Raw genomic sequence first — 26497 nt, 5'->3', positions numbered from 1 at the left:
CCATCATGCCATGTAATTGCGGAAACTCAAGCGCCGCAGCTACCGTTCAGCTCGCATCATGGAAAATGATGCCCAGGGTGTGGCGCATGCCCGAACGCAGGCGCGACACGCCATGGCGCATGTTGACGCGGTAGCTGCCGCGCGTGCCGTTGACGGGGCGCTGCGCCACGGGAAAGAGGACGGCGTCGCCCTGCGCCAGCGGCACCACCTCGGCGCGCGACTGCATGCGCGGGCGCTGCTCCGTCAGCACGAATTCGCCGCCCGTGAAATCGTCTTGCGGGCGCGACAGCAGCACGGCCAGCTGCAGCGGAAACACGTGCTCGCCATATAGATCCTGGTGCAGGCAGTTGTAATCGCCTTCCCGGTAGCGCAGCAGCAAGGGCGTGGGCCGCGTCTGCCCGGCCGCATGGCAGCGCGCGAGGAAGTCCGCGTGGTCCAATGGGAAGCGGCTATCGAGCCCCATGCTGGCGTGCCAGCGGTTGGCGATCGCCGCCAGGGGCGAATACAAGCGCGTGCGCAGATCGGAGACTACGTCGGGCAGCGGATACGCCCAGTACTGGTACTCGCCCTGCCCAAAACCATGGCGCTGCATCACCACCCTGCTGCGAAAGCGCGACGCATCGTCGTACTGCGCCGCCAGCGCGGCGCACTGCGCAGGATTGAGCAAGCGCGGCACGACGGCGCAGCCGTATTGATTCAGCGCATCCTCGATCTGCGGCCAGTCCAGCGCCCTCACCGTTCACCCTCGCGCTCGCGCTCGAGCAGCGCCTGCTTGCGCTCCACGCCCCAGCGGTAGCCGGACAAGGCGCCATCGTTGCGCACCACGCGGTGACAGGGGATGGCGACGGCCAGGGCATTGGCGGCGCAGGCACCCGCCACGGCCCGCGCACCGTTCGGGGCGCCGATGCGGTGGGCCAGCTCGGCATAGCTGACCGTGCTGCCGGCGGGAATCTCGCGCAACGCTTGCCACACGCGCTGCTGGAACACCGTGCCGCGCACGTCGAGCGGCAAGTCCAGGCCGATCGCTGGCGCCTCGACCAGGCCCACCACCTGCGCCACCGTCTGTTCATAGTCCCCTTCCGCGCCACGCAGTTCGGCTTGCGGAAAGCGGTCCTGCAAGTCGCGCAGCAGCACTTCCGGGTCGTCGTCGATCAAAATCGCGCAGATGCCCTTGTCCGTGCTAGCCACGAGGATGGCGCCCAGCGAACAGGCGCCGATGGCGAAGCGGATCACGGCGCCGCTGCCGCCGGCACGGAATGCGCCCGGCGTCATGCCCAGCAGGCCCGGCGTGGCCGCATACAGGCGGCCGCTGGAATTGAAACCGGCCGCGTACAGGGTCTCGGTGACGTTCGCCGCACCCTGCAAGCCGGCCTTCAGGCGCTCGCCGCGCCGCGCCGCCGCGTAGGCTTTCGGCGTGATGCCCGTGTGCGCCTTGAAGACGCGGTGGAAGTGAAAGCGGCTCATGCCGGCCGCATGCGCCAGGCTGTCCAGGTCTGGCAACTCGTCGCTGGCGTCGATCAGGCGGCAGATATCGGCCACGATGGCCGCCTGGCGCTGGGCCAGCGGCGGCAAGTCTGGTTTGCAACGCAGGCAGGGGCGGAAACCGGCCGCCTCCGCCTCTTCGCACGTGGCGTGAAAAGCCACGTTGCGGCGCAAGGCGGGACGCGCCGCGCAGGAAGGGCGGCAATACACGCCCGTCGTGCGTACCGAGTAATAAAAGACGCCGTCGGCGTCGGGCGCGCGCCGCTGCAGGGCGTCCCAGCGTGCATCGTCAGTCAGGTAAGCGTATTCCATGGCGAACTCCGTGCAAGTCAAGGGTAAGTCACCAGCATAGCCAGCACCCGCGCGCGCCACACTCCGGCGCTTGCTTTTGAATTCAAAAAAAGGCTGGCGGCGGGCAGCGTGCTCGGTGCTAAAATCGGCCATCGCGCCTCCAGCCGGCGGCGCGCCCTGCCCGCGCCCCGGAGAAACCGCATTGGACGATCATACTACCCAGGAAAATACGCCCATTTTCCAGCGCATCAAGGATTTTCTGCTGGCCGGCATCGCCGCCGGGCGCTGGAAGGAAGGCGACGTGATTCCCTCCGAGCAGGCATTGGTGAAACAATTCGGCGTCTCGCGCATGACGGTCAACCGCGCCGTGCGCGAACTGACCAGCGAGCAGATACTGACGCGGCGCCAGGGTTCCGGCACCTATGTGGCGCAGCAAAAATACCAGGCGACCTTGTTGGAAATCAAGAGTATCGCCGATGAAGTGCGCGCGCGCGGGCATATCCACCGCAGCAGCTTGCAATTACTCGAACGCACCAAGGCCTCCGATTTGCTGGCCAAGCAATTCGGCTTGCCGCCCGAGCACCCGCTGTTTCATTCGCTGATCGTGCATTTTGAAAACGGCGTGCCGATCCAGGTGGAAGACCGCTGGGTCAATCCCGAGTGCGCGCCCGACTACATGACGCAGGATTTTTCCAGCATCACGCCGAACGAATACCTGATGGCCGCCGCCCCCCTGCAAGGCGCCACCTACAGCATCGAAGCGCTGTCGGCGCCGCGCGACATCGCCGAAATGCTGGCCATCGACACCAAACAGCCATGCCTGGTGCTGCGCCGCCAGACGCGCTCGGGCGGCAAGATCGCCTCGATCGCCACCATGTGGCATCCCGGACACCGCTATCAGTTCGCCGGAAGTTTCACCTGAGGCTATCGCCTCGATTGAGTAGCACGATTTTGCGCCAACTTTCTCACGAATTCTCACCAAATCACAAAAAAAACAGCCATTCCGGGGCAAAAAAAATCCCGTTCTGGCTGTTTCAGAACTTAACTACTGCGACTAAATATTCGATGCTATAGTTGCCGCCAGAAAGCGCCGCAGGCGTTTATTTGAGCGCGCAGCATGCACTGCCAGCCCAGCCCAATCACGCCCCAGAAAGGGATGCATTTGTCGTATTGCAGCCACACGAGTTTCAGCGCACCACGCCGACGGCGCCCTGCGCTGCGCCGGCTCGCTCGCATGATACTGGCGGCAGGCATGACACTCTCGCTGCCGGTGCAGGCGGCGGTACATGGCATGGCGCCGACACTGCTGTGGCCGTACGCCGCCGCCAGCGCCACCGCCCTGGCGGGACTGGCTTGCTGGCAAGCCTGGCGGCTGCGGCAACAACTGCGCCACCTGCTCCTGCCCGCACATGCCCTGAGCGAACAGAATGCCGGGCAAGCCTTGCGCGGCGCGGCCCTGACTGGCTGGATCTGGCGGCGCCAGTCCGACCGCCTGCAGTTCGCGCCCCAGTACCAGGACGTGCTGGGCGACAAGAGCGCCAGGCTCGACCATACACTGGCCGACTGGCTGGCCGAAGTGCACCGCGACGACCGCGCGCGCCTGAGTCTTACATTTCGACAACATCTGGATGGCCAGGCGCACGGCACCTTCAATTGCGAATTCCGTTTGCGCCACAGCGACGGCCACTGGCGCTGGCTGCTGGCGCGCGGCGCCGTGCTGGCACGCGCCTCGGATGGGGCCGCCACCCACGCCAGCGGCATCGTCTGCGATATCAGCGAACGCAAGCAGGACGAGCAATCGCGCATGCGTTCCATGCTGGAAGCGGCGCCCGAAGCCATGCTGGTGGCCGACGTCGAGGGCAAGGTGCATTACGCCAACCAGATCGGCGCGCGCTGTTTCGGCTATCCGCTGGCCGAATTGACGGGCATGTCACTGGAACAACTGGTGCCGGAAAGCACGGCCAACCACTCCGTGGTCGACCCGCAAGCGCGGCACAGCCTGCCGGGCCGGGTGATGATGGCGCGGCGCCGCGACGGCACGCACTTCCCCGCCAAGGTCAGCCTGTCGCCGCTGCGCATGGCCGGGCAAGTGTTTTCCATCGTCTCGCTGCGCGACATGACGCAGCGCCAGCGCGCCGAAGAAGCCTTGCACGCCAGTTCGGAACGCTACCGCCTGATCGTGCAGACGGCGGCCGAAGGCATCTGGATGACGGATGCGGACGGCAAAACCACGTTCGTCAACCCGAAGATGGCGCACATGCTGGGCTATACGGTGCAGGAAATGCTGGGTCGTCCCATGCTCGACTTCATGGACCGCGACAGCCAGTTGCTGATGCAGCGGCGCCTGGCCAGCCACGGCAGCTTCGCCAGCCAGCCGGACCAGGTTGACTTCCGCTTCTTCCGCAAGGACTTGTCCAGCCTGTGGGGCTTGCTGTCGAGCACCAGTATCCAGTCGGACAATGGCGAGCCGGGCGGCACGCTGGCGATGATTACCGACATCACGGAACGGCGCCAGGCATCGATCGCCCTGTCGAATTCCAGCCAGCGCATGGCCTCCGTGTTCGGCGCCGTGACGAATGGCCTGGTGGTGCAGGACAGCCACGGCCACATCCTGGAAAGCAACGCCGCCGCCGAGCGCATGCTGGCGGCCAATCAGACCAACCGCAGCCTGTGGCAAGCCATCCGCGAAGACGGCTCCGCCTTCGACCAGCGCAGCCATCCCGTGCACATCACCCTGTCGACGGGTGTCGCCATGCGCGACGTGCTGATGGGCGTGCAGCAGCCCGATGGCAGCCTGTCGTGGCTGTCCGTGAATACCGAGGCCATCCGCGATGAATACGGCAAGGTGGGCATGGTGGTGGCCAGTCTGACGGACATCACGTATCACAAGCGCAGCGAGAGCGCCTTGCGCGAACTCAATGAACACCTGGAAGAGCGCGTGGCGCAGCGCACGGAACAGCTGGACCAGGCCAAGCAGGTGGCAGAGGAAGCGAGCCTGGCGAAGGGCCAATTCCTGGCCAACATGAGCCATGAAATCCGCACGCCGATGAATGGCGTGATCGGCATGGCGTATCTGGCCCTCAAAACAGACCTGGAACCGCGCCAGCGCGATTACCTGGAAAAAATCCGCTTCGCCGGCGAGCATTTGCTGGGCATCATCGACGATATCCTCGACATCTCGAAAATCGAGGCGGGCAAGCTGGAAATCGAGCGCGTCAATTTCAGTTTCGACCACGTGGTGCAAACCCTGATGACGGTGGTGGCGCCGCGCGCCGCCGGCAAGAACCTGGAACTGCTGTTCGAGATCGACCCGCAATTGCCGGCTGTGCTGGTGGGCGACCCGCTGCGCCTGGGGCAAGTACTGATCAACTACGCCAATAACGCCATCAAGTTCAGCGAACAGGGCAGCATTACCGTGAAAGTGCGCAAGGTGGTGGCGGACGCCAGGCACTGCCTGGTGCGCTTCGAAGTGTGCGACCACGGCATCGGCCTGTCGCAGGATGAAATGAGTAAACTGTTCCAGTCCTTCCAGCAAGCCGACACCTCCACCACACGCGAATATGGCGGCACGGGCCTGGGCCTGGCCATCTGCAAGCAGCTGGCCCAGCTGATGGGTGGCGACGTGGGCGTCGACAGCCGTCCCGGCGCCGGCAGCACCTTCTGGTTCACGGCCAACCTGGGCATTTCCGACCAGGCGGCGCCGGCCATGCTCGACAGCATGGCGCAGACGGCAGCGGCCATGCGCGCCAGCGCCGACGCCGCCCTGGTCCTGCGCACGCTCAAGCATGCGCGCATCCTGCTGGTGGAAGACAACACCTTCAACCAGCAAGTGGCGCTGGAATTGCTGGAAGAAGCGGGCGCCGCCGTCTGTCTGGCCAACAATGGCGAAGAGGCGCTCGACCTGCTGCGCCAGACGCAGTTCGACTGCGTGCTGATGGACGTGCAGATGCCGCTGATGGATGGCTTGCAGGCGACGCGCCACATCCGCGCCGACCCGCAGCTGGCGCATCTGCGCGTGCTGGCCATGACGGCCACGGCCACCAGTGAAGACCGCGTGCGCTGCCTGGAGGCGGGCATGGACGATTTCATTTCCAAGCCGATCCAGCCGGCCATGATGTACCAGACCATCGCCAGCTGGCTGCCGGCGCGCGAGACACCGCCGCCGCCCGCGCGCAGTCGCGCCGCGCCCGCCTTCAAGACCACCCTGGCCGGCGACCCGCAAGTGATCGACCTGTCCATCCTGGCCAAGTTGCTGGGTTACAACCCGGAAAAAGTGCGCAAATTTGCCTTCAAGTTCCTGCAGACCACGCAGGATGGCTTTGGCGACATCGATGCGGCCCTGGCGCGCGGCGACGTGCACCAGGTACGCGAACTGGGGCACCGCATCAAGTCGTCGGCGCGCACCGTGGGGGCCCTGGGGCTGGCCGAACTGTGCCACAACCTGGAAACCCTGGCGCCGGGCGAACCGGCCGACGAGGCTGAGCGGGCACAACGCATCGTGGCGCGCCTGTGGCCCCTGCTGGAACTGATTACCGAACAAATCATGAATAACACCAGCTTTGCCAATGACGATTAGCTACCGCCAAATCACCTTACGGCAAGGTATCGGCATCGACAACGATGCAGCATATGAATAGGAAGACGGACGATGAATACTGTATCAAACCAAGCAAGCCGGGAACACAACGAAGCAGGCCTGGCGCCGTTGCGCGTGCTGCTGCTGGACGACGATGTCTTCATGCTCGACGTGCTCAGCGACATGCTCGAACAAATGGGCCCGTTCGACATCCGCTGCGAATCGCACAGCGAACAGGCGCTGGCGACCCTGAAGCAGCACCAGCCCGACCTGCTGATCTGCGACCTGTCCATGCCTGACATCGACGGCATCGAATTTTTGCGCATGGCGGCGGAGAATGGCTTCCGCGGCGGCGTGGTCCTGCTGTCGGGCCTGCATTCGGCCGTGCGCCTGGCGGCCGAACGCCTGGCCATGGCCAATGGTCTGCATATATTAGGCACCTTCCGCAAGCCGATGGAAAGCGCGGAATTGCAGCTCATGGTGAACTTGCAACTGCAACACACGGCCCGCCAGGCCAGCGTACAGGCCTGAACGCGGAGGATGGTCACGGGGCGGGCACGGCGCTGCGGACCAGCAGGCATGCGGCTTTGCCGCCCTGCCGGCACGCGCGGTGGCGATATGCCTCAAGTTTTTCTGCAATAATCGCCACGCTTTGAAAAAATGGGTTATTATTTCAGCCATCCCCGCCTGCATACCTCTGGTCGCACCTTCCAAGAATATTGAATTTGTGCCCATTGCCCCCATCTGCTAGCTGCATTCCAGGAAGCATGGATGGCGAACCAGCGTATGGTTAATCCCAGGCATTATTGATCCCACCCTCATTTGAGGAAAATATGAGCGAAAATATCAAACACATTAGCGATGCATCTTTTGAAGCAGACGTCCTGAAATCCGACTTGCCCGTCCTGGTGGACTTCTGGGCTGAGTGGTGCGGTCCCTGCAAGGCCATCGCCCCGATCCTGGAAGAAGTGGCCAAGGAATACGCCGGCCGCATCGTGATCGCCAAGATGGACGTGGACGCCAACCAGGCAGTGCCTGCCAAGTTCGGCATCCGCGGCATTCCGACCCTGATCCTGTTCAAGGATGGTGCTGCAGCTGCTCAAAAAGTGGGCGCCATGGCCAAGGGCCAGTTGACCGCTTTCGTCGACAGCAACATTTAATGTATGATAGGCAGCGCTGCGCCCGCAGCGCCGCCTGACTGGAACGTCCGGGAAGCAGCTTTGCCCTCATTCGTGCACAGCCTTCCCCACTGATTAATCAACGCCACGCAGTCCCCTCCCCTACCTTTACATCCCGTCTCGGGACACTCAACACATATGCATTTATCCGAACTAAAGGCCCTACACGTATCCGCCCTGCTTGAGATGGCGATCGGTCTTGACATTGACAACGCAGCCCGCTTGCGCAAACAGGAGCTGATGTTCGCTATCCTGAAAAAACGCGCCAAGTCCGGCGAACAGATTTTTGGCGACGGCGCCCTGGAAGTGCTGCCAGACGGCTTCGGCTTCCTGCGCTCGCCTGACGCCAGCTACATGGCGTCCACCGACGACATTTACATCTCCCCTTCGCAAATCCGCCGCTTCAATCTGCACACCGGCGATTCGATCGAGGGCGAGGTACGGACCCCGAAAGATGGCGAACGCTATTTCGCATTGGTCAAAGTCGACAAGGTCAACGGCGAATCGCCGGAGATGTCGAAACACCGCATCCTGTTTGAAAACCTGACGCCGCTGCATCCGAACGAGCCGCTGCGCCTGGAACGTGAAATGAATGGCCAGGAAAACATCACCGGCCGCATCATCGACCTGATCGCCCCGATCGGCAAAGGCCAGCGCGGCTTGCTGGTGGCATCGCCGAAATCCGGTAAATCCGTGATCCTGCAGCACATCGCGCATGCGATCACGGCCAATCACCCGGATATCACGCTGATCGTGCTGCTGATCGACGAACGTCCGGAAGAAGTGACCGAAATGCAACGCTCCGTGCGCGGTGAAGTCGTCGCCTCGACCTTCGACGAGCCGGCCACGCGCCACGTGCAAGTGGCCGAGATGGTGCTGGAAAAAGCCAAGCGCCTGGTCGAAATGAAAAAAGACGTGGTGATCCTGCTCGACTCGATCACCCGTCTGGCGCGTGCCTACAACACCGTCATCCCTGCCTCGGGCAAGGTCCTGACCGGTGGTGTCGACGCGAACGCGCTGCAACGTCCAAAACGCTTCTTCGGCGCCGCGCGCAATATCGAAGAAGGCGGTTCGCTGACCATCATCGCCACGGCGCTGATCGAAACGGGTTCGCGCATGGATGACGTGATCTTTGAAGAATTCAAGGGTACCGGCAACATGGAAGTGCATCTGGAACGCCGTCTGGCTGAAAAACGCGTCTATCCGGCAATTAACCTGAACAAATCGGGTACCCGCCGCGAAGAACTGCTGATCAAGCCGAACGAACTGCAAAAAATCTGGATCCTGCGCAAGTTGCTGTACTCGATGGACGAGATCGAGGCGATGGAGTTCATTCTGGACAAGATGAAAGCCACGAAGAACAACGCCGAATTCTTCGACATGATGCGCCGAGGAGGGTAAACCTACTGCGCGTCCCGCTCTACGGCCTGTGTTGCTCGCTGTACCTTCGTACAGCTGCGCTACTCGGCCGTATATCGGGCCTGCTCGCTACGGTTTCCCTCCCCTCGGTGGCACATATCAATGTACTACCGGCCCAAGCCGCTCATTGAGCGGCTTTTTTATTGCCTGCAGTCCGAAAGCGCTATATAATCGACGGTTGCATTATTTTAAACCCTGGCAAGTGATCGGCAATCGGGTCAAGAAGCAAGACGACCGACGAAGTGCTGTTTGGCTACCTACTTAGAGAGAATCCCATGAAAGTCGATACCCATCCAGAATACCGCGAAGTTGTTTTCCACGATCTGTCGTGCGATTTCAAATTCGTTACCCGCTCGACCATCCAAACCCGCGAAAAAATCACCCACGACGGTAAAGAATACCCACTGGTGAAGATCGAGGTTTCGGCTGAATCGCACCCATTCTTCACGGGCAAGCACAAAATCGTCGATACCGCTGGTCGCGTCGAGAAGTTCCGTCAGAAGTTCGGTACTGTTGGTTCGAAAACCGCAGTCGCAGCAGGCTGATTTTTGCCGCTTGGCGGCAAAAAAGGGCAGCTTCGGCTCCCAGAAAAAAGGCAGCCACGGCTGCCTTTTTTGTCTTTGGCCGCTTTACTTTATACTCGCGCATACCCGACGCCATTCGTCGCGTCTTGCCACTATTCTGATACCGATTATCGATGAAGCCAGTCCGCCTTCCCGCCGCTGCCACACTCGCGCTGCCACGATGGGCCTTGTTTGCGCTTGGCCTGCTGTACATCCTGCCTGGCCTGATCGGCCGCGAACCGTGGAAGAACGATGATGCCGCCAGTTTCGGCATCATGTGGACCATGGCACATGGCGGCCTGAACGACTGGCTATGGCCCAACGTGGCCGGCTTGTCGCTGCCGGATGAAGGCCCGCTGGCCTTCTGGCTGGGCGCCATTTTCATCAAACTGTTCGGCTGGATCGACGGCGACGTCTTCGGCGCGCGCATGTCGACCATCGGCATCTTCGTCGTCAGCACCCTGTCCGTCTGGTACACCGCCTTCAACCTGGGCCGCCGCAATGACGCCCAGCCGCTGCGCCTGGCCTTCGGCGGCCAGCCCGAGCCGGACGATTTCGGCCGCACCCTGGCCGATGCCGCCGTGCTGATCTACCTGGGCTGCCTGGGCTTGCTGCAGCACAGCCACGACATCACGGCCGAAGCGCTGCATGTGTCGCTGATGGCCTATTTGCTGTACCGCGCCGTGCGCTATGTGGAAGGCCCGTCCATGCGCAATGCCGCGCTGCTGGGCCTGGCACTGGGCGGCCTGACCCTCACGCGCGGCTGGATCACGCCGGCGGCGCTGAGCATGGCCCTGCTGCTGTGCACCGTCTTCCTGCGCCTGCCGCTGCTGCGCAGCGTGCGCCACCTGGCGCTGGCCGTGCTCGTGGCCATCGCACTGGCCCTGGTCTGGCTGTTGCCGGGCGAACTGCTGCAACCATACGGCCATTCGCCGCTGCAGGCATGGATGGAGTGGAATGGCCGCCAGTTCAGCGCCCCGAGCCTGAAAAGCCTGCAATATTTCTTGCGTGTCGGCATCTGGTTCTTCTGGCCCGCCTGGCCATTCGCCGCCTGGGCCGTGTATGCCTGGCGTCGCCAGCACCACGTGCTGCACATCGTCGTGCCGCTGACCTTTGTCGCCATGCTCGCCATCCTGGGCCTGTGCCACCCCGATCCCGAACCGAGCCAGCTGCTGCCCCTGCTGCCGCCGCTGGCCGTGATGGCCGCGTTCGGCCTGCTGACCATGAAACGGGGCGCCATCAACGCCATCGACTGGTTCTCCGTGATGGTGCTGACCATCTGCGCCCTCGTGCTGTGGCTGTTCTGGTTCGCCATCCTGACGGGCTGGCCGCCGCAACAGGCCCACAATGCACTGAAACTCGTGCCAGGATTCAAGCCCGAGCTGGAACTGGTGGCCTTCTTCGTGGCCGCTGGCGTCACGGCTGGCTGGATCGCCCTGGTGCACTGGCGCATCTCGCGCCAGCCTGCCGTGCTGTGGCGCGCCGTGGTGCTGTCGTCCGGCGGCCTGATCCTGATCTGGGTCCTGATCATGACGCTGTTCCTGCCGCCGCTGAACTACAGCAAGAGCTACGCCAGCGTGGCGCACCAGATTTCCATCCACCTGCCGCCAGGCAGCAAGTGCATCAACAGCAACGTCGGCGCCGCCCAGCGCGCCTCGTTCGCCTACTACGGCCACCTGCCGTTTGCCGGCGTGGAGCAGCAGCAATGCGATGTGTTCTTGTTGCAAGACAGCATCAAGGTTCCTGACAGCAAGGAACAGCTGCCCGAGCATCACGGCGCGGACTGGATCAAGCTATGGGAGGGCCGCCGCCCCACCGACAACGTGGAGCGCTTCCGCCTGTACCAGCGCGTCAGGTAACACACGAAAAAACCGGGCATGTCCCGGTTTTTTCTTGCCCGCCAGAGCAGCGTTAAGAACATACAAAATGTTGCCTTTAAGTATAGTCAATTAGCTAAAATGAACGACAATTGTTTTTTATATTATAATGTCGGCCAGCGCGATGGCGGTGTACTTGCTTTCCCGCCCTTCCGTCCCTATTACTAGAGAATATTTATGACATTTTTTGCCTCACGCACCTTGCCGCTCATCAGCGCCGCCCTGTTCGCTTTTTCCTTCAGCGCCTCGGCCCAGGCGACCGTGATTGACCTCGGCGTCGCCAACGGCTACTCGGCCTTCATCTTCGGCAACATCGGCAGCAGCAACGCCAGCGGCTTCACCAGCGTCAGCGGCAGCCTGGCCGCTGGCGGCAGTATCTACCTGGACGGCTACAGCGTCGGCACGAACAAGAAGCCGGGCAGCGCCGCCAACACGCTGGTTGCCGGTAGCAACCTGAACATCGGCGGCGGCAGCATCAACGGCACGGGCGTCTACGGCGTGAGCAATGCCAACGGCAGCGTGACAGCGCCATCGTGGTACCCAACGGGCACCTTCAGCAAGGGCAATGCCTCCACCCTGGACTTTGCAGCTGCCCAGCAGCAACTGACGACCCTGTCGGGCGACGTGGCCAAGCTGCAATCGAACGGCACCGTGATCTCCCAATACGGCGGCTTCAAGCTGGTGGGCGACGTCAACGCCGACGTGAATGTCTTCACGATCGATGCGGACAACCTGCATAACCTGATCCTGGACGTATCGTCGCTGAAAAGCACGGCCAGCATCATCATCAACGGCACGGCCACCAAAATCACCATGAGCGGCGGCTTCGACAATTTCGCCAGTTTCGCCGATCGCACGCTGTTCAACTTCGCCAACGCCACCACCACCAGCCTGCAGAACGTCGGCATCAACGGCAGCATCCTGGCGCCGAACAGCGCTTTCTCGGGTTCGGGCAATATGAACGGCACCCTGATCGCCAATTCGGTCAGCTCGATCAATTATGGCCACGTCTCGATGAACGGCTCCGGCTTCAACACGGTCAACGTGTCGGCCGTACCGGAACCAGGCACCTGGGCCATGCTGCTGGCCGGCCTGGGCTTGCTCGCCTTCGTACGCCGCCGCACGCCAGCGCGCGCGCCGCAAGCGCAACTGGCCTGAGCTTTACGCTGAATCAATAAAAAAACACCGGGCCGCGCCAGCGTCCCGGTGTTTTTTTATGTGCTGGCGAAAAGCTTAGTCCGCGCTCAGCCCCAGATCCGTCGCGACTTGCTGGCGCAACAAATATTTCTGGATCTTGCCCGTCACCGTCATGGGGAATTCCTCGACGAAGCGCACATAGCGGGGAATCTTGTAATACGCGATCTGCCCGTCGCAAAAAGCGCGGATATCCTCGCTGGTGGCCTGCGTGCCCGGCCGCAGGATGATGCAGGCGCACAACTCCTCGCCATACTTGGCATCGGGCACGCCCACGCATTGCACATCGAGCACGCTCGGGTGGCGGTACAGGAATTCCTCGACTTCGCGCGGATAGATGTTTTCGCCACCGCGTATCACCATGTCTTTCGAGCGGCCGACGATGCTGCAAAAGCCGTTCTCGTCGATGACGGCCAGGTCGCCCGTGTGCATCCAGCGCGCCGTGTCGATAGCTTCGGCTGTTTTTTCCGGGTCGCCCCAGTAGCCCTGCATCACGGAATAACCGCGCGTGAGCAACTCGCCCTTTTCGCCGCGCGGCACGATCCGGCCTTCCGCATCGACGATTTTCACTTCCAGGTGCGGATGGACGCGGCCGATGGACGAGACGCGCATCTCGCGCGGGTCTTCGATCGACGTCTGGAAGCTGACGGGCGATGTTTCCGTCATGCCATACGCAATCGTGATTTCCGCCATGTGCATCAATTCGATGACCCTCGTCATGACTTCCATCGGGCAGGGTGAGCCGGCCATGATGCCGGTGCGCAAGTTCGACAAATCGTATTGTTTGAAATCAGGATGGTCGAGGATGGCGATGAACATGGTGGGCACGCCATGCAGCGCCGTGCAGCGCTCGGCCTGCACGGTTTCCAGCACGGCCTTCGGATCGAAACCTTCGCCCGGGAACACCATGGCCGCGCCATGCGTGACGCACGCCAGGTTGCCCAGGACCATGCCGAAACAGTGGTACAGGGGCACGGGAATGCACAAGCGGTCCTGCTGCGTCAGGCGCATGGCTTCGCCGATGAAAAAGCCGTTGTTCAGGATATTGTGGTGCGTCAAGGTGGCGCCCTTCGGCGCGCCCGTGGTGCCGGAAGTGAACTGAATGTTGACGGCGTCGTCAAACTGCAAGCCAGCGCTCACTTCTTCCAGGCGCGCCAGGTCGGCGTCCGTGATGCCGTCCATTACCGCGTCGAAGTTATGCATGCCTGGCGTGGCGGCCGTGCCCAGGCGGATGACGTGGCGCAATTGCGGCAGGCGTGGCGATTGCAGGGCGCCCGCGTGCGAACGGGCGATTTCCGGCACCACGTCCTGCACGATGGCCAGGTAATCGCTGGACTTGAAGCTGGGCGACAGGATCAGCGCGCTGCATTGCACCTTGTCGAGCACGTATTCGAGTTCCGAACGCCGGTAAGCGGGGTTGATGTTGACCATGATCAAACCGGCTTTCGCCGTGGCAAACTGGGTCAGCACCCATTCGGCACAGTTTTGCGACCAGATGCCGATCCGGTCGCCCGGCTGCAAGCCCAGCTTCAGCAAGCCTGCGGCCAGCCGGTGCACGCGCCGCTGGAATTCCAGATACGTCCAGCGCACGTTCTGGTGCGCCACGATCAGGGCATCGTGCTGGCCGTAGCGGGCGGCGACGCCGTCCAGGTAAGCGCCTATCGTTTCGCCGATCAACGGCGTCTCGTGGGCGCCATGTACATAACTCATTGCTTGCATGCTATCTCCAGGGTGTGTGGCGCGACGCGCTCTTGTTATCGTCTTCGATGCAGAAAATTATAGCCGCAACCGCCCCCGCCCTGCATCGGCTTGCTGTAATGTGCAGGCCAGCACACCAGACACTCACGGCACCATGACAGGCAACGCGCAGCATCCGCCCGAACAGGGCTTTATTTTGACCCGCCACTGGCGCGACACGCGTGACGGCACGGAGGTCGATTTCTGGCTGGCAACAGACGCCGGGCCACGCCACGTGCGCCTGCCCGTGCAGACGGCCGTCGCCTTCCTTCCCATGGAGCAGCGCGAGCAGGCGGAGCTGTTGCTGCGCGGCGAGCGCCACGCCGAGTTGCGGCCCCTGTCGCTGTGCGATTTTCACCAGCGCCCCGTGCTGGGGCTGTACTGCAAGCAATACCGGCATTTGCTGAAGCTGGAAAAGCAGCTGCGCGCGCACGGCATCGATGTGTACGAAGCCGACATCCGCCCGCCCGAGCGCTATCTGATGGAGCGTTTCATTACGGCGCCGGTAACGTTCAGCGGAGAAACCGGGCAGGAAGTGCAGCTGAGGCCGTCACCCGGCTACCGCCCCACATTAAAACTGGCATCGCTCGATATCGAGACGACGGCGCACGGCGAGCTGTATTCGCTGGCCCTGGAAGGCTGCGGCCAGCGCCAGGTCTACATGCTGGGGCCGCAAAACGGCGGCGACGAGACACTCGACTTCGACCTCGAATACTGCGACACGCGCGCACAAATCCTCGAACGCCTGAACACGTGGATGGAACGCCACGACCCCGACGCCATCATCGGCTGGAACCTGGTGCAGTTCGACTTGCGCGTGCTCAAGGAACATGCCGAGCGCTATCAAATTCCCTTGCGGCTGGGACGCGGCGGCGCCGTGATGGAATGGCGCGAGCATGGCGGCAAGCAGGAACACTATTTTGCCGCCGCGGCGGGACGCCTGATCATCGACGGCATCGAAGCATTAAAATCGGCGACGTGGAATTTTTCCTCTTTCAGCCTGGAAAACGTGGCGCAAACGCTGTTGGGCGAAGGCAAGTCCATCGACAATCCCTACCAGCGCATGGCCGAGATCGACCGGCGTTTCCGTGAGGATAAACCCGCACTGGCGCGCTACAACCTCAAGGACTGCGAACTGGTCACGCGCATCTTCGCCAAGACCGAATTGCTGACCTTCTTGCTGGAACGGGCCAGCGTGACGGGCCTGGCGGCCGACCGCAGCGGCGGCTCCGTGGCCGCCTTCGAACATTTGTACTTGCCGCTGATGCACCGGCAGGGTTATGTGGCGCCCAACCTGGGCGATATCTCCGGCGAAAACAGCCCGGGCGGCTTCGTCATGGATTCCCAGTCGGGCCTGTACGATTCCGTGCTGGTGCTCGACTACAAAAGCCTGTACCCGTCCATCATCCGCACTTTCCTCATCGATCCGGTGGGCCTGGTGGTGGGCACCAGCGGCGACGAAGCCGATACCGTGCCCGGCTACCGGGGCGCGCAGTTTTCGCGCGTCAAACACTGTCTGCCCGCCATCGTGCAACAGGTGTGGCAAGGGCGCGAGACGGCCAAGCGCGAACGCAACGCACCGCTGTCGCAAGCGTTAAAAATCATCATGAATGCGTTTTATGGCGTGCTGGGATCGAGCGGTTGCCGCTTCTTCGATCCGCGCCTGGCCTCGTCGATCACCCTGCGTGGCCACGACATCATGCACCGCACGCGCGAGCTGATCACAGAACAGGGTTATCAGGTGATCTATGGCGACACGGACTCCACCTTCGTGTGGCTGAAAACGGCGCATACGGATGAAGAGGCGGGCAAGATCGGCCGCGCCCTGGTGACGCACGTCAACGCCTGGTGGGATGCCCATCTGCGCGAGGAATTCAGCCTCGCCAATGCGCTGGAGCTGGAATTCGAGACGCATTACCGGCGTTTCCTGATGCCCACCATCCGCGGCTCGGAAGAAGGCAGCAAGAAGCGCTATGCGGGCCTGGTGGGCAAGCCGGACGGCAGCGAACAGATGGTCTACAAGGGCCTGGAAACGGTGCGCAGCGATTGGACGCCGCTGGCGCAGCAATTCCAGCAAGAGTTATACCGGCGCATCTTCCAGCGCGCCGCCTACCAGGATTATGTGCGCGACTACGTGGCGCGCACCGTGCGCGGCGAATGCGACGCTTTATTGGTCTATCGCAAGCGCTTGCGCCGCCCGCTCGGCGATTACCAGCGCAACGTGCCGCCCCATGTGCGCGCGGCGCGCACGGCCGACGCCTACAATCTGGCGCAGGGCCGGCCGCTGCAATACCAGAACGGCGGCTGGATCAGCTATGTCATCACGGTGGCGGGGCCGGAACCGCTGGAAACGCAGCGCTCGCCCATCGACTACCATCACTACCTGACGCGCCAGCTGCAGCCGGTGGCCGACGCGATCCTGCCTTTCCTGGGCGACGACTTTTCGCGCCTCGTGTCCGGGCAGCAGGATTTGTTTTAGGTCAATTTTACTGACCGGCATGGCCAAGCTGAGGTAATATCGGCGCCTGCCAGGCCAGTCCGCAGGCGCTGTGCGCCGGGGCAGCGTAAAATACGCCATGGCGAAAGAATAAGAGCTGCATGAAGAAGATGCCATTCCAGACGAGAATCGTTCGCAACATGATTTCCCCGGCTGAAATGGCGCATCATTTAACACTATGTTGAACCAGCGGGCAGTCGCACCAGCCATCTGCCTTGCTAATTTTTGAATGAATTGACACCATGACCGAGATTACGTCCTTAAGAGACATCCCGCAAAAAAATATCTTCCGCAAGGGCGACACCTTTGTGCTGTTTGGCGAGCTGTTCGGCCGCGGCTATGTGAATGGCTTGCTGGACGAAGCGCGCAAGGCGGGCATGAATATCGTCGGCATGACGGTGGGCCGCCGCGATGAAAACATGGCGCTGCGCCCATTGAACGCGGAAGAACTGGCCGAAGCCGAAGCCAACCTGGGCGGCCGCATCATCAATGTGCCGCTGATGGCCGGTTTCGACCTCGACGCGCCAGCCGGCGAACCGACGCCGACGGCCCTGCTGGCCGACATGACCCTGAAAAGCTGGCAAGAAGACAAGCTGGACTGGGCGCAGATCGAACGCTGCCGCGAAGCCGGCATCGCCCGCTTCAGCGCTTCCGTGGCGAAGGCCATGGCCGAGCTGGACAGCCTGATTCCTGACGCCAGCAATGTGTATTTCGCCCACACCATGGCGGGCGGCATTCCGAAAGTCAAAGTCTTCCTGGCCATCGCCAACCGCATCTACAAAGGCCGCGGCGAGCGCTTCATGTCCTCGCGCGCCCTGCTCGACAGCGACCTGGGTAAATTGATCCTGATGAACTTCGACGAAGTCACGGCCAACACCCTGCAACACCTGATCGACGGCAGCGCCGCCATCCGCGCCCGCATCGAGCAAACGGGCGGCCAGGTGCGCTACAGCGCCTACGGCTACCACGGCACCGAGATCTTGATCGACGGCAAGTACCAGTGGCAAACCTACAGCAACTACACGCAGGGCCTGGCCAAGATGCGCCTGGAAAACGTGGCCAAGGCCGCGTGGGAAAAAGGCATCAAGGCCACCGTCTTCAACTGCCCGGAAATCCGCACGAATTCGTCCGACATTTTCGTCGGCGTGGAACTGTCCTTGTTCCCCCTGCTCGACGCGCTGAAAAAAGAAGGCGGCGGCGCCTGGGCCGAAGAGCAATGGAAAATCTGCCAGGGCTTGCTGGAAGACGGCGTCTCGCTGCAAGACTTGCTCGACCGTATCGCCACCTACAACGGCGACGCCACCAGCGTGCAGTTCCGCAACTTCGCCGCCTGGCCGATGGACAACACGCCAGAACTGGCCGACGTCATGATCGGTACCTCGGACGACATCACCAAGCTGCACAAGGAGCGCAAGGAACTGATCACCGACCACCTGAGCTCGCTGGTGCTGGAAGGCACGGGCCCGCTGATGTTCCACACCATGTCGGAACCGCCAGCGCCCGTCATCTGGCTCAACCACGACATCATCGCGCGCCAGCTGAACTCGGTTCACAACTGAGCTTGATGTAGCGTAAGGCAAGCTGCACCACACCGACGGCCCGGCTCATCCCCGGGCCGTCGGCGTTTCCGGCACCGCGTTGATGTCCACAAGATGGATACGCCGCCATCGCAGGCAGTTGCTACTTGGCCACCAGGAAGGCACTGGGGAGATTGGTATCGATGCCCGCGCACCACTAGAACGGCTGGCCAGGCGCGGCACTCCGTTTCTTGCGCTGGAATCGGCGCCTTCAAGGATGCTCAATGCTGGTGTAAAACACGCGCCAAGCATAAAACTTGCCAGATTGTGACAAATCAGCGATAATGCGTCTCGCGTTGCCGGGATGGCGGAATAGGTAGACGCACGGGACTCAAAATCCCGCGCTGGAAACAGCGTGCCGGTTCGATTCCGGCTCCCGGCACCAGAACACAGCAGTAAAAGCTCGAAAAATATCCAGGAACCCGCCTTCGTCATAGGAGCGCGGGTTTTTTGTTGTCCGTGTTTGTCCATCGGCGTACATTAAAAGCCATGAACTTTGTTGGTACTTTTTGCTGGATTTAGGATTTTCTCTAAAAAAATACCATCAGGGAGTGCGCTATGCCACTGTCCGATCTGTTTCTCCGCCATGCCGTCTACCAGGGCACGCCCAGCGGCGACAAGTATCCCGACCTGTACGGCATGTACCTGCTGGTCACCCGTACCGGCAAGTACTGGCGCATGAATTACCGCCATGCAGGCAAGCAAAAGACACTGGCCCTGGGCGTCTACCCCCGCGTGAGCCTGGCCCAGGCGCGGCGCAAGGCTGAAGATGCGCGCAAGGCGCTGGCCGAAGGGATCGATCCGAACGCCGTCAAGCGCGCGCAGAAGGCTGAGCAGCGCAGCGCTGCCTTGAATACCTTCGACAAGCTGGCGCGCCAGTGGCTGCTCACCATCCAGCGCAACGGCAGCGCCAGCACGCAAAAGAAAGTCGGCAACTGGCTCGAAGGCGACGTCATCCCCTACCTGGGCAAGATGCCGCTCAACACCATCCGCCCGCGCGACGTGCTGCGCGTGGTGCAGCGCGTCGAGGCGCGCGGCGCGATCGATTCGGCGCACCGCATCAAGCAGCTGTGCGGCCAGGTGCTGCGCTTCGGCGTGGCGATGGACCTCATCGAGCGCGACGTCACGGCGGACCTGAAAGGCGCATTGACGCCGGTGCCGAGAACACACTACCCGGCACTGACGGAACCGGGCGATGTCGCGCCGCTGCTGCGCGCCATCCACGGCTACCAGGGCCACGCCACGGCGGTGGCGGCGCTGAAACTGGCGCCCATGCTGTTCGTGCGTCCCGGCGAACTGCGCGCCGCCGAATGGAGCGAAATCAATCTCGATGCCGCCGAGTGGCGCATCCCGGCCAGGAAAATGAAAATGCAGCTCGAACATCTGGTGCCGCTGCCGACACAGGCCGTGGCGATCCTGCGCGCGCTGCAGCCTGTCACCGGCGAAGGCCGCTACGTGTTTCCCGGCCTGCGCAGCGGCCAGCGCTGCATGAGCGAAAACACCATCAATGCGGCGCTGCGTTCCCTCGGCTATGCCAAGGAAGTCATGACCGGCCATGGCTTCCGCGCCATGGCCCGCACCATCCTCGACGAAGTGCTGCAAGAGCGCGTGGACCTGATCGAGCACCAGCTGGCGCACAGCGTGATCGACCCGAACGGGCGCGCCTACAACCGCACGGCGCACCTGCCTGCGCGCCGCGCCATGATGCAGCGCTGGGCCGACTATCTCGACGCCCTGCGCGACGGCGTCGCCACGCCGCCAGCGCAAGCCTGACGCCGACGCCCGCCTGGAGAAAGAAAACCAGTGGTGGCGCTGGCAGGAACAGGTGCCGCGATACGCATGCCTGTCGCCTGCGCGCCACGATGGGCGACACGGCGTGCGTCCACCCGCATCCGCCGTCGTCCTGTTTCGCGACAGCGCCCGCGCTGTTTGATATCGCGTAAGGAAAGCGGCTGGCCCGCGCCTACATTAAAGACCGGGGAGCTGCAGGCGCGTGGGCTGGCGAGGAGCAAGCCATGTTTTCGCTTCGCTCAAACCGGCTTGCCCTGCGGGGCCATCCTCGCTGCGCTCGCCCACCACGCCAGGAGCATCGATGCACGCCGAGACCACGCCACGCAAGCGACAAGGCGGCCGCCCGAAAGGCGACCCGGCCGCCGTGCGCGGCGCCACCATCGGCGTGCGCGTCTCGGCCGCCGAACATGCGGCGCTGCTGGAACGCGCCGCCCGCATGCAGATGCGTCCCGCGCAATGGCTGCGCGCCGCAGCGCTGGCGCGCGCCTTGCCCGCGCCGCCGGTCGCCGCCATCAACCGCGAACACTACGTGGAACTGGCCCGCCTGGCGTCCAACCTGAATCAGTTGACCCATCTCGCCAACGAGGGTGGCCGCGTCGCCGTGGCCGACGCCCTGCTGCAGCGGCTGATCGCGGAAACGCGCCGCCTGCGGCTGGCACTCTTGGGCGTGAAGGAGCAGGACGATGATCGCTAAGGCCATCAAGGGACGCGGCTTTCGCGGCGTGCTGGCCTATGACTTGGGCAAGAAGCAGGCGCGCGTGATCGACACCAACATGACCGGCCGCACGCCGCGCGAACTGGCGCAGGAATTCGGCGCCGTGCGCAAGCTGCGCCCAGGCCTGGGCAAGGCGGTGCTGCACGTGTCGCTGTCGGCCGCGCCGGGAGAGCAGCTGTCCGACGCCTAGTGGACGCAGATCGCGGGCCGCTATCTGGCGGGCATGGGCCTGGACGACAACCAGTACCTGCTGACGCGCCATGCCGACACCCGGCATGAACACGTGCACCTGCTGGTCAACCGCGTGCGCTGCGATGGTGGCGTGGCCAGCGACAGCCACGACTACCGGCGCCAGGAAGTCATCATGCGCGCGGTCGAACGCGACTTTGGCCTGCAGCAGCTGCGGCCCTCCGTCGAGGCGCCGCGCCGCGCGGCGAGCCGGGGCGAGATCGAGGCAAGCCTGCGCACCGGCATCGCCTCGACGCGGCAGCGCCTGCAGCAGCTGTGCGATGCCGCCATTACCGGCTGCGGCAGTTTCACCGCTTTCATGCAGCGCCTGGCAGCGGCGGGCGTGGCCCTGGTGCCGGTGACGCAGCGCAATGACAGCACCCTGGCGGGCCTGTCCTACCGCCTCGATGGCGTGCTGATGAAGGGCAGCGACCTGGGACGCGGATACAGTCCCATGGGATTGGCGAAACGAGGAGTCCACTATGACAAAGAGCGAGACCTTGCGGCGGTTGGCCACTGCCGAGAATACGGCGCAGCTGGACGCGCTGGCGTGCAGGATGGCGCAGCTGCACCAGGCGAAGCTGGCCAGCGCCGAGGAGCTGGCGGCGACCCTGGAGCCGCTGGCGCAGGCGATGGCGGCCCTGACGGACGAGGCGCGCCAGACGATGCAGCAGCTGGGCCTCGACGGCACGCGCCAGGGCGAGCAGTTCCGGCGCCAGATCGAGGCGGCGACGAGCGCCTGGCGCAGCGCGGAGCAAGCGGCGCGCGAGAGCGCCCAGGCAATCGACTGCAGCAGCCGTACGCTGTCGCAGCGCCAGTACCTGCTGGCCGCGCTGGTGGGCATGATGACGGGACTGCTCGCCAGCGCATTGTGGCTCTGGCTGGCACCTGCCCCCAGGCTGCAGAACGTACTGGACGCGCAGCAGCTGGCCGCGCTGATCCGGCCCGCGACCGCAGCTTGGAAGCCGTGCGCGGGCAAATGACGGCGCTGGGCTGCGCGCAGTTCATCGTCAGGCTGGTAGAGGCGAAAAACGGCAAGCAAGAGACGCGGCAGTGGAGCGGGCTGGAACTGCTGCGCAGCCTGGCCTGGCTCAAGCGCATGAATGCGCGCAGCTACGACGTCACCGTGCGCCCCGCAGGCCCGCATGGCCTGGTGCTGCTCGACGGCCTGCAACAGGCCGACTTGCAGCGCCTGGACGCGCGCGGCTGGCAGGGCGCCGCCGTGGTGGAGGTGCAGCATGGCCGCTTCCAGGCCTGGATCAAACTGTCCGGCCAGCCAGTCGCCGACGCCTTGCGCGGCCAGGCGGCATCCCGCCTGGCGGCCGAGCTTTGCCGCAGCGGCAGCGCCATCACGGTCGCCGAATTTGGCGCGCTGGCCGGATTGACCTGCCACGCGCCGGGCATGGCCGAAGGGCAAGCGGCACGCTATGCGCTGCTGCAAGCGTCGAATGGAGCAGTGGCAACCGCTGCAGCGCCCTGCCTGGAGCGCATGGCGCACCTGCCGGACCTGCCACCGCCGCCCAGGCTGTCCATGCCGCAGGGCGCCGTCCGGAAACGCTCAAGCGGGCGCGCCAGATAACCGGCCAGGTGCTGGCGGCCTTAGCAGCAGCTTTACCGGTTGCATTTCGACATGGTGACGAACGTTTGGCGCATGAGAAAGCCATTTCCCCGGGCGTGACAATGCGTGTAGTTTTCTGTTTGGCAATTTGCTATTCTCGGGGACGGCTGTCGGCTGCGGATTCAACCGGTCAACGACGGCAAGCGGCCAAAAGCCGACCTTCCCTCAATCGAGTTCGCCCTCTAACAAAAATGATTGTGCCTTTATGCATATCGCTCTCCCGATCATCCTGCTCTTGTCCGTATCCAGTTCCGTCATGGCGCAATCCGGCACCGAACAGCCCCCTCCCGAATCAACTCAACAAGTGACTGTGGCGGGTAGCAGAGATCCGGACTGGAAACCGTACCGGAAAATGCTGGATGGTATAGATGCATTCGACCGCTACCATTCTCTGGCGCCGCAAGCCCAGCTGAAATTTATTTTACGCCCGCAACAGCCTCGGCTGACGGCATCCGATCTCAAACTTCGCATCGTCGGGGATAATGTGAACATCGAAGTTCCGATTGCAGCCGACCTGACTTTTTCAGTACCCCGCGACGAGTCGGCAGCAAAAGATGATGCCGATCTCCGGCTCAGCACCAAAAAGGGATTATTTCGTTGGCGGCCTGACATCCATACCGCTGGCATCCCTCTCGGAACAAGGCGCCTGGGTGATCTGCGTCTGGAATGCGAAGTGCGATGGGCCGTCGACAAATTTGACGCGTCGTTGATCAAGCTGGCCTATCTAGTCCCTCTAGGCGGAGTTTGTCATACATCGAGAAGCCGGGTTTTTTATTCGTCTAACGTCCCCATAACGGGTGCTACGCTGGTGTCGGGTTCGCGCCGCGAAAGGCTTCCGGCAGAGCGTCTGGATGCAAAGGACCGCGCGCGCTATGCACCACCGCTGCATGATCAAAGCTGGCCGGATGACACGCTCGTGGAATTTGAGTTCGCGATGCCGAATGACGCCACCGCCGCCGATACGGTAAAAAATTGAGACTGGCGTGGCCAATGTCATACGAAAATTTCCGCAATCTTGACGCTTAGGTCGAACAACCCGCGCCGATATTTAAGTTCAGGAGCGCTAACTGATATCGGCCAGAAGCGGCCATTCGAACCAGCGTGACAATGTGTGAGATTTTCTGATTGGCAATCCGCTATGCTCTGGTGCCGCTACCGGCCACAAGCGGTCTTTCAAAACCGCCCTTGTAGAGAAACGACCAAAACAGGATATTGTTGCATCGTGAAAATTAAAGACGAAGATGTAATTCAAGCACTGACGGTTAATGGCATAACTTTAGACCGCTGGCTCTCCCTTGGCAGTCATCTCGTCGGCTATCTTGATGAGAGTAGTGGTCTAATGGCACGCATCATTGAGGATGAGGCGCTCGCCGTCGCGGCTTCCAAGATGCTTCAAAAGCGCGGTCAGATTCACAACATTAAGCGCGTATAGCAGTGTTCGCTTTGGGGCGGAACCTACCAATGACGGCTACCGGCCTATCGTGTTGAAAAAAACGAACGACGACATTTTCAGGAGGACGCAGACCTCCAATCAGTCGCTGTTCGTTCCATAGCGGCGGTTCTGGCCAGTTCAGGTTGGCAGGATTTCTATCTTAACGTCAAGGTAGCTATGTTTTTTAAGGCAATCGGCAAGAAGCATTCATTCCCGGGCGGCTTAACATGCCTGGCGCTGTAAAGTGCCGCGCTTGCCGGGCAGTTTCCGCTTCGGCTGGAACAACAGCGCGGAGAAGAGCTCATGCTGATGCATTCTCCATGCAAGAAATCAGTTACTTAGTGTTGCAAGTTGCCAGTCGCATCAGGCTTCAGCCAGCCCGAAGCGGCACCTCCCGGATCGGGCAAGAATTCAACAACAGGACGTCATTACGATGAATCAGTATTTTGGGACCATATTAGCCGTCATAGTGACCAGTGCGCTCTACGGGTGCTCCGCCTCTCAACCCAAAGCGGCGCCTGTCCCTTTTGCCAATGTTGCACCGTGGGCCGCTGACGTGACTAAAGCCCCGGAGTACACATTCCCAGGCGAGGAAAATTTACGCCTCCCCTTGCCGAGCGATACAGGCGTGGCATGGGACGAAATTTCTCATCGAGGCGATATGAGATGGAACTGTCGCGCAGTGCCAAGCGGTAAATTCGTTATGAACTCCCTGTGTGCGAACGAGCCCAAGGTCGACTCACGATGGCCCGGGACAGCGCCCCCCCCAGGTTGGGACGGCATGGTTCATTCAGACTGATCCAAAGCAACAAGTGACTTTATGGCAATAATGTGACGAAAGGTTGGTTGGATGAATACCCTGGTGAACGCCCGTAATGGGGCGGAACCTGCCAACGACGGCAGGCGGCCAGAAGCGGTCTTTCAACGTTCGAAGATTAAGAGCCACATGAAGAACATCATCCTTGAAAAAACGAGTGAAGTCCGCTGGTACACGAACATGCGCGACGTGTTCGAGGCCGCCAACATTGCGCCGCAAGACTATGACTGGTACGTCAGCGACATCGAAACGAACTGGAGACCACCAGGTTTCTCGCCGGATGATCAATGGTTCACTGGCGACGAGCTTGCAGCCTTCCTGCATGCCTATGAGGTCCAGTTTATCTGGGCAGTATTCAGCGCGGTACCTAAGGGGCTTCGTCCGATACCTGCTCCCGCGCCATACGTCGAGGACAATCCGCAGTATTGGGATGGTACGGAACCGAAGCCGCAACTAGAGGGCGCGTTGTTCGAGATCGCGTGTTGGGACAGCAGTGGGACGATTCTGATCAACCTGCCTGAACAAGCCATCCATTCGTTCTTGATACGATACCCAGACGCAAAGCCGTTGGAGACCGCGCGTTCCTGAGGAGTGCTGAGACGTCTGCTTTGGGGCATAATCCGCCAACGACGGCAACCGGCCACTTCCGGTCATTCATGAAATGGAGATAGCGATGTCCTGCGTGTTGAGCGTGTCCGGTGAGCATCTTGATATCGATGCTCTGCTTCAAAGGCAAAATTTAATCCCCATCGTTAGTTGGCGAAAGGGAGAAGAGCGATTTTTGAAGGGCCGATTCCATACTGATTCAGGTGCTAACTTCGATGTTAGTGATGCCGAAATTGAAGATTTCGCACGTCAAATCATCGATGCTGAGTTGTATCTGGCGACGAATTACAACGCAATTTCCATACTTGTGTCGGCTGCAGGTGTCGCGAACGCAACATTAGATTTTTCAGTGTCGACACGCCCAGGATTTGTAACTCAAACCAGCTATTTTTCGTCTACGTTCGTGCAGCATGTTGCTGAGCTAGGACTGGGGTTAGCAGTCTCGCATTACCCGACGCAAGACGATATCGAGGAAAATATCTAGAAATTATGAGTGTCGGCTTTGGGGCGTAAGCGGACACCGCAGTGGGAAGCTGCGGCCTCAAAGCAACTCGCAGTAATTTCGGCCATGCTTTTCAAGAAAGTGTTCCCTCGCTGCCGATGCTTGCTGGGAGGAAAATACAAAATCAAAAAAATTCATCGGGAGTACTAGCATTTGACGTTTTTTGTACTAGACTGTTTGTCTGAAGTCACCAGCAACCGCTCCAAGTGGAATGGTAACGAAGAACTTTTTCTCCAATGATGGTATTTATGATGGTATTTTTGGATATTCGCTGAATTCTCATAGCGGCTTTCGATTCCGGCTCCCCCACAGAACACATCAAAGAAGTACCGATAAAGCCATTAAATCCAATAAAATCAAGGATTTAGTGGCTTTTTTCTTGTCCGCTCATTCCGAA

22 protein-coding genes, 1 tRNA gene and 1 pseudogene are annotated in these 26497 nt (G+C 61.7%); 20 read left to right on the top strand and 4 right to left on the bottom strand.

Features of this window, described 5'->3' with window-relative positions; genetic code table 11:
• Nucleotides 1-46: 46 nt before the first annotated feature.
• Both K0F86_RS01580 and ada read right to left on the bottom strand, forming a co-directional pair.
• Nucleotides 47-736, bottom strand: a complete 690-nt coding sequence (locus K0F86_RS01580; protein WP_219132633.1) for a 2OG-Fe(II) oxygenase — start codon at nucleotides 734-736, stop codon at nucleotides 47-49.
• Nucleotides 733-1794, bottom strand: a complete 1062-nt coding sequence (gene ada, locus K0F86_RS01575) for a bifunctional DNA-binding transcriptional regulator/O6-methylguanine-DNA methyltransferase Ada (RefSeq protein ID WP_219132632.1) — start codon at nucleotides 1792-1794, stop codon at nucleotides 733-735. The genes K0F86_RS01580 and ada overlap by 4 nt, the downstream gene beginning before the upstream one ends.
• 181 nt (nucleotides 1795-1975) lie before the next feature.
• On the opposite strand from ada, the gene hutC reads away from it, so the two are divergent.
• From hutC to K0F86_RS01535, 8 genes are all read left to right on the top strand, one after another.
• On the top strand, nucleotides 1976-2695 hold the full coding sequence (gene hutC / locus K0F86_RS01570; RefSeq protein WP_219132631.1) for a histidine utilization repressor: 720 nt from the start codon (nucleotides 1976-1978) through the stop codon (nucleotides 2693-2695).
• 330 nt (nucleotides 2696-3025) lie between these two features.
• Nucleotides 3026-6349 (top strand): PAS domain-containing hybrid sensor histidine kinase/response regulator, encoded by a 3324-nt coding sequence (locus tag K0F86_RS01565; protein ID WP_219132630.1) that lies wholly within the window; start codon nucleotides 3026-3028, stop codon nucleotides 6347-6349.
• Between the two features lie 72 nt (nucleotides 6350-6421).
• Nucleotides 6422-6880: a response regulator gene (locus K0F86_RS01560; protein ID WP_219132629.1), complete on the top strand. Its 459-nt coding sequence runs from the start codon at nucleotides 6422-6424 to the stop codon at nucleotides 6878-6880.
• A 302-nt stretch (nucleotides 6881-7182) separates the two neighbouring features.
• Entirely contained in the window at nucleotides 7183-7509 is a 327-nt protein-coding gene (trxA, locus tag K0F86_RS01555; RefSeq protein ID WP_219132628.1) for a thioredoxin TrxA, read from the top strand.
• A 156-nt stretch (nucleotides 7510-7665) separates the two neighbouring features.
• Nucleotides 7666-8928, top strand: coding sequence for a transcription termination factor Rho (gene rho, locus K0F86_RS01550; protein WP_034746249.1), 1263 nt, complete (start codon nucleotides 7666-7668; stop codon nucleotides 8926-8928).
• A gap of 293 nt (nucleotides 8929-9221) precedes the next feature.
• On the top strand, nucleotides 9222-9491 hold the full coding sequence (locus tag K0F86_RS01545) for a type B 50S ribosomal protein L31 (protein WP_010401544.1): 270 nt from the start codon (nucleotides 9222-9224) through the stop codon (nucleotides 9489-9491).
• A 152-nt stretch (nucleotides 9492-9643) separates the two neighbouring features.
• A complete protein-coding gene (locus K0F86_RS01540) occupies nucleotides 9644-11368 on the top strand; it encodes a glycosyltransferase family 39 protein (protein WP_219132627.1) in 1725 nt (574 codons plus the stop codon).
• Nucleotides 11369-11563: 195 nt separating this feature from the next.
• Nucleotides 11564-12544: a choice-of-anchor A family protein gene (locus K0F86_RS01535; protein ID WP_219132626.1), complete on the top strand. Its 981-nt coding sequence runs from the start codon at nucleotides 11564-11566 to the stop codon at nucleotides 12542-12544.
• A gap of 75 nt (nucleotides 12545-12619) precedes the next feature.
• On the opposite strand, the gene K0F86_RS01530 is transcribed toward K0F86_RS01535, so the two are convergent.
• Entirely contained in the window at nucleotides 12620-14299 is a 1680-nt protein-coding gene (locus K0F86_RS01530) for an AMP-binding protein (RefSeq protein WP_219132625.1), read from the bottom strand.
• Between the two features lie 133 nt (nucleotides 14300-14432).
• On the opposite strand from K0F86_RS01530, the gene K0F86_RS01525 reads away from it, so the two are divergent.
• Nucleotides 14433-16796 carry a DNA polymerase II gene (locus K0F86_RS01525; protein ID WP_219132624.1) on the top strand — a complete coding sequence of 788 codons (2364 nt, stop codon included), beginning with the start codon at nucleotides 14433-14435 and terminating at the stop codon, nucleotides 16794-16796.
• A gap of 7 nt (nucleotides 16797-16803) precedes the next feature.
• Here the strand turns inward: K0F86_RS01525 and K0F86_RS01520 are convergent, their stop codons facing one another.
• A complete protein-coding gene (locus K0F86_RS01520) occupies nucleotides 16804-16956 on the bottom strand; it encodes a hypothetical protein (protein ID WP_165829550.1) in 153 nt (50 codons plus the stop codon).
• Between the two features lie 100 nt (nucleotides 16957-17056).
• Between K0F86_RS01520 and K0F86_RS01515 the strand changes: the two genes are divergently transcribed.
• From K0F86_RS01515 to K0F86_RS01470, 11 genes and pseudogenes are all read left to right on the top strand, one after another.
• Entirely contained in the window at nucleotides 17057-18373 is a 1317-nt protein-coding gene (locus tag K0F86_RS01515; protein WP_219132623.1) for a hypothetical protein, read from the top strand.
• A 316-nt stretch (nucleotides 18374-18689) separates the two neighbouring features.
• Nucleotides 18690-18776 (top strand) — tRNA-Leu (locus K0F86_RS01510).
• Nucleotides 18777-18949: 173 nt separating this feature from the next.
• The gene (locus K0F86_RS01505) at nucleotides 18950-20164 is read left to right on the top strand and encodes an integrase arm-type DNA-binding domain-containing protein (protein WP_219132622.1); all 1215 of its coding nucleotides are present in this window, start codon (nucleotides 18950-18952) and stop codon (nucleotides 20162-20164) included.
• A 319-nt stretch (nucleotides 20165-20483) separates the two neighbouring features.
• Nucleotides 20484-20876, top strand: coding sequence for a plasmid mobilization relaxosome protein MobC (gene mobC, locus K0F86_RS01500; RefSeq protein WP_219132621.1), 393 nt, complete (start codon nucleotides 20484-20486; stop codon nucleotides 20874-20876).
• Nucleotides 20866-21279: pseudogene (locus K0F86_RS27895) on the top strand (relaxase/mobilization nuclease domain-containing protein); the annotation flags it as partial. The gene mobC and the pseudogene K0F86_RS27895, both read left to right, overlap by 11 nt.
• 328 nt (nucleotides 21280-21607) lie before the next feature.
• Entirely contained in the window at nucleotides 21608-22108 is a 501-nt protein-coding gene (locus K0F86_RS27275) for an IncQ-type mobilization protein MobB (RefSeq protein ID WP_257571936.1), read from the top strand.
• Complete coding sequence (locus K0F86_RS27270; RefSeq protein ID WP_257571935.1) at nucleotides 22093-22704, top strand: RepB family DNA primase; 612 nt, start codon at nucleotides 22093-22095, stop codon at nucleotides 22702-22704. The genes K0F86_RS27275 and K0F86_RS27270 overlap by 16 nt, the downstream gene beginning before the upstream one ends.
• A 244-nt stretch (nucleotides 22705-22948) precedes the next feature.
• Entirely contained in the window at nucleotides 22949-23719 is a 771-nt protein-coding gene (locus K0F86_RS01485; RefSeq protein WP_219132618.1) for a hypothetical protein, read from the top strand.
• A 246-nt stretch (nucleotides 23720-23965) separates the two neighbouring features.
• Nucleotides 23966-24175, top strand: coding sequence for a hypothetical protein (locus K0F86_RS01480; protein ID WP_219132617.1), 210 nt, complete (start codon nucleotides 23966-23968; stop codon nucleotides 24173-24175).
• A gap of 850 nt (nucleotides 24176-25025) precedes the next feature.
• On the top strand, nucleotides 25026-25580 hold the full coding sequence (locus tag K0F86_RS01475) for a hypothetical protein (protein WP_219132616.1): 555 nt from the start codon (nucleotides 25026-25028) through the stop codon (nucleotides 25578-25580).
• 85 nt (nucleotides 25581-25665) lie between these two features.
• The gene (locus tag K0F86_RS01470; protein WP_219132615.1) at nucleotides 25666-26082 is read left to right on the top strand and encodes a hypothetical protein; all 417 of its coding nucleotides are present in this window, start codon (nucleotides 25666-25668) and stop codon (nucleotides 26080-26082) included.
• Nucleotides 26083-26497 lie beyond the last annotated feature (415 nt).

The sequence above is a fragment of the Janthinobacterium sp. UMAB-60 genome (genome assembly GCF_900095235.1).
In the GTDB taxonomy this organism is placed as follows: Bacteria; Pseudomonadota; Gammaproteobacteria; order Burkholderiales; family Burkholderiaceae_D; genus Janthinobacterium.
This window is presented reverse-complemented; position numbering and strand designations above follow the sequence as displayed.

Coding starts and splice junctions, on each gene's coding strand:
- K0F86_RS01560 (WP_219132629.1), top strand. CDS start 6,422: ATGAATACTGTATCAAACCAAGCAAGCCGGGAACACAACGAAGCAGGC.
- K0F86_RS01470 (WP_219132615.1), top strand. CDS start 25,666: ATGTCCTGCGTGTTGAGCGTGTCCGGTGAGCATCTTGATATCGATGCT.
- K0F86_RS01505 (WP_219132622.1), top strand. CDS start 18,950: ATGCCACTGTCCGATCTGTTTCTCCGCCATGCCGTCTACCAGGGCACG.
- mobC (WP_219132621.1), top strand. CDS start 20,484: ATGCACGCCGAGACCACGCCACGCAAGCGACAAGGCGGCCGCCCGAAA.
- K0F86_RS01520 (WP_165829550.1), bottom strand. CDS start 16,956: ATGTTGCGAACGATTCTCGTCTGGAATGGCATCTTCTTCATGCAGCTC.
- K0F86_RS01525 (WP_219132624.1), top strand. CDS start 14,433: ATGACAGGCAACGCGCAGCATCCGCCCGAACAGGGCTTTATTTTGACC.
- K0F86_RS27275 (WP_257571936.1), top strand. CDS start 21,608: ATGACAAAGAGCGAGACCTTGCGGCGGTTGGCCACTGCCGAGAATACG.
- trxA (WP_219132628.1), top strand. CDS start 7,183: ATGAGCGAAAATATCAAACACATTAGCGATGCATCTTTTGAAGCAGAC.
- K0F86_RS01485 (WP_219132618.1), top strand. CDS start 22,949: ATGCATATCGCTCTCCCGATCATCCTGCTCTTGTCCGTATCCAGTTCC.
- ada (WP_219132632.1), bottom strand. CDS start 1,794: ATGGAATACGCTTACCTGACTGACGATGCACGCTGGGACGCCCTGCAG.
- K0F86_RS01545 (WP_010401544.1), top strand. CDS start 9,222: ATGAAAGTCGATACCCATCCAGAATACCGCGAAGTTGTTTTCCACGAT.
- K0F86_RS01475 (WP_219132616.1), top strand. CDS start 25,026: ATGAATACCCTGGTGAACGCCCGTAATGGGGCGGAACCTGCCAACGAC.
- K0F86_RS01535 (WP_219132626.1), top strand. CDS start 11,564: ATGACATTTTTTGCCTCACGCACCTTGCCGCTCATCAGCGCCGCCCTG.
- K0F86_RS01530 (WP_219132625.1), bottom strand. CDS start 14,299: ATGCAAGCAATGAGTTATGTACATGGCGCCCACGAGACGCCGTTGATC.
- K0F86_RS01515 (WP_219132623.1), top strand. CDS start 17,057: ATGACCGAGATTACGTCCTTAAGAGACATCCCGCAAAAAAATATCTTC.
- K0F86_RS01565 (WP_219132630.1), top strand. CDS start 3,026: ATGACACTCTCGCTGCCGGTGCAGGCGGCGGTACATGGCATGGCGCCG.
- rho (WP_034746249.1), top strand. CDS start 7,666: ATGCATTTATCCGAACTAAAGGCCCTACACGTATCCGCCCTGCTTGAG.
- K0F86_RS01540 (WP_219132627.1), top strand. CDS start 9,644: ATGAAGCCAGTCCGCCTTCCCGCCGCTGCCACACTCGCGCTGCCACGA.